This is a genomic window from Cupriavidus sp. CuC1 (assembly GCF_044627735.1).
Classification (GTDB): domain Bacteria; phylum Pseudomonadota; class Gammaproteobacteria; order Burkholderiales; family Burkholderiaceae; genus Cupriavidus; species Cupriavidus ulmosensis.
Map to the genome: position 1 here is coordinate 1 of NZ_JBIUHC010000352.1, position 2129 is coordinate 2129.

The following is a 2129-nucleotide window of genomic DNA, read 5'->3' on the forward strand; positions in this document are numbered from 1 at the left end:
TCACACGGCTACCAACCCATCGCGCCAGTAACATTGCCGAATTGCTACCACATCGCTGGAAGCCGGCTACCAGCGCCTCCTAGCCGCTGCGATCATCACCGTCAAGACGGGTTCGCCGGCCGCTTACCGTGTACGGCGCTCCTACTCGAAGCAGTTCAAGAGCGAGGTTGTGGCCGAGTGCAAGGCTGAGGACAAATCGGTGTCGAGCGTGGCGCTCAAGTACGGCATGAACGCCAATATCGTGCACAAATGGCTTCGGTTGGCGGAGGCGGGACAACTGCTGGCGCCGGCGCCGTCATTCATTCCGCTTGCGGCACCTGTGCGAGCGCCATCAATGCCTGAGTCGCGCCGAGATATCCAGATCGATGTCGCCCGGGGCGATACGCGCATCATCGTGCGATGGCCCCTGGAAGACGCAGCCGGTTGTGCCACCTGGTTGCGGGACTGGCTGCGATGATCCGCGTCGACCATCTGGCTAGCGGTCGAGCCGATGGACATGCGCGCCGGTAGCGACACGGCGATGGCTCGGGTGGTGAAGGTGTTTGGGGCCGCCCGCCCGCATCACGCCTACCTGTTCGCCAACCGTCGCGGCAATCGCATGAAGGTGTTGGTGCATGACGGCATCGGCGTATGGCTGGCGGCGCGGCGCCTGAACAAGGGCCGCTTCGTCTGGCCCGGCGAGGGGCTGGCCACGGAGCTTGCCCTCACGTCGGAGCAGTTGCAGGCGCTGGTGCTCGGGCTGCCCTGGCAGCGCTTGGGCGAGCACGGGGTCATCACAATCCTCTGATGCCGGTGCAATCCGGTGTTGATCCAATGTGCAGCGGTGCTGGGCTCTGGCAAACTGGGCCCCATGAACTTGCCCGCAGACCTCGATCACCTCAGCCCGGAACAGCTTCGCACGCTCGCGGCTGAACTGATCGCCAAGGTCGGCGAGAAGGATCGCGAACTCCTCTACCGTCAGACACGTATCGACCAACTCACGCATGAGATGGCGATGATCAAACGGTACCAGTTCGGCAAACGCAGCGAGCAGCTCGACAGCACGCAAGCGAGCCTGCTCGAAGAGAGCATCGATGCCGATATCGCGGCCATCGAGGAAGAGCTCGGGCAGCTAAGCCCCCAGCCTGCAACGCCCGCCGATGCGCCGCAAAAACCCAAACGCGCGCCGCTACCGGCGAACCTGCCGCGCACCGTCATCCACCACGAGCCCGAGTCGAGCACCTGCGGCTGCGGTTGCGAGATGAAGCGCATCGGCGAGGACGTGGCCGAGAAACTGGACTACGTCCCGGGCGTCTTTACGGTGGAGCGTCACGTGCGCGGCAAGTGGGTGTGTGCCAAGTGCGAGACGCTGGTCCAGGCGCCGGTGCCGGCCCACGTGATCGACAAGGGTATCCCGACGGCCGGGCTGCTCGCGCAGGTGCTGGTGCTGGTGCTGGTGCTGGTGGCCAAGTATGCCGATCACTTGCCGCTGTATCGTCAAGAAAAGATCTTTGCACGCGCAGGCTTGGCCTTGCCGCGCTCGACCTTGGGGCAATGGGTCGGCGTGTGCGGTGTACGGCTGCAGCCCTTGGTCGATGCATTGCGTGAAGCGTTGCTCAAGCACGGCGTGCTGCACGCCGACGAGACCCCGGTGCAGATGCTCGATCCGGGCAAGAAGAAAACGCATCGTGCCTATCTGTGGGCATACTGCCCCACAAGTTATGAGTCCGTGCGCGGTGTTGTCTACGACTTCGCGCCGAGCCGTGCGGGTGAGCATGCGCGCGCCTTCCTGAAAGACTGGCAAGGCAAGCTCGTGTGCGACGATTACGCGGGCTATAAGGCGAGCTTCGGCGCGGACGTGATCGAACTCGGCTGCATGGCGCAGTATCTGGAGTCGGATTTTATCTGGAGTAGCTGGCCAGAGGCTCAGAGCAGGAGCCGTGGAGCGCCGATTCGAGCTCAGGATAAAACTACAGCTATAGCGACGCGAGGAAGGCAAGCAGGTTGGGGGTCGGCTTCCAAGGCCGAGCGTGTACCGGCGTGATCCCGGCTCGTTGCCAGAACGCTTCCAGCTGTTACGTCCCGCGCAATCTGAGGTTTGGGGAGGGCCGTTTATCCCGCGAACGGCTGGGGCGATTTTCTGAACATCT

Annotated in this window: 2 protein-coding genes and 1 pseudogene; all 3 read left to right on the plus strand. The window is 63.4% G+C overall.

The window, feature by feature from the left end:
• Window positions 1-94: 94 nt before the first annotated feature.
• A complete protein-coding gene (gene tnpA, locus ACGLHR_RS51525) occupies window positions 95-457 on the plus strand; it encodes an IS66-like element accessory protein TnpA (protein ID WP_400103822.1) in 363 nt (120 codons plus the stop codon).
• 12 nt (window positions 458-469) lie between these two features.
• A complete protein-coding gene (tnpB, locus tag ACGLHR_RS51530; RefSeq protein WP_400103824.1) occupies window positions 470-787 on the plus strand; it encodes an IS66 family insertion sequence element accessory protein TnpB in 318 nt (105 codons plus the stop codon).
• 63 nt (window positions 788-850) lie between these two features.
• Window positions 851-1861: pseudogene (gene tnpC, locus ACGLHR_RS51535) on the plus strand (IS66 family transposase); the annotation flags it as partial.
• Window positions 1862-2129: the final 268 nt, after the last annotated feature.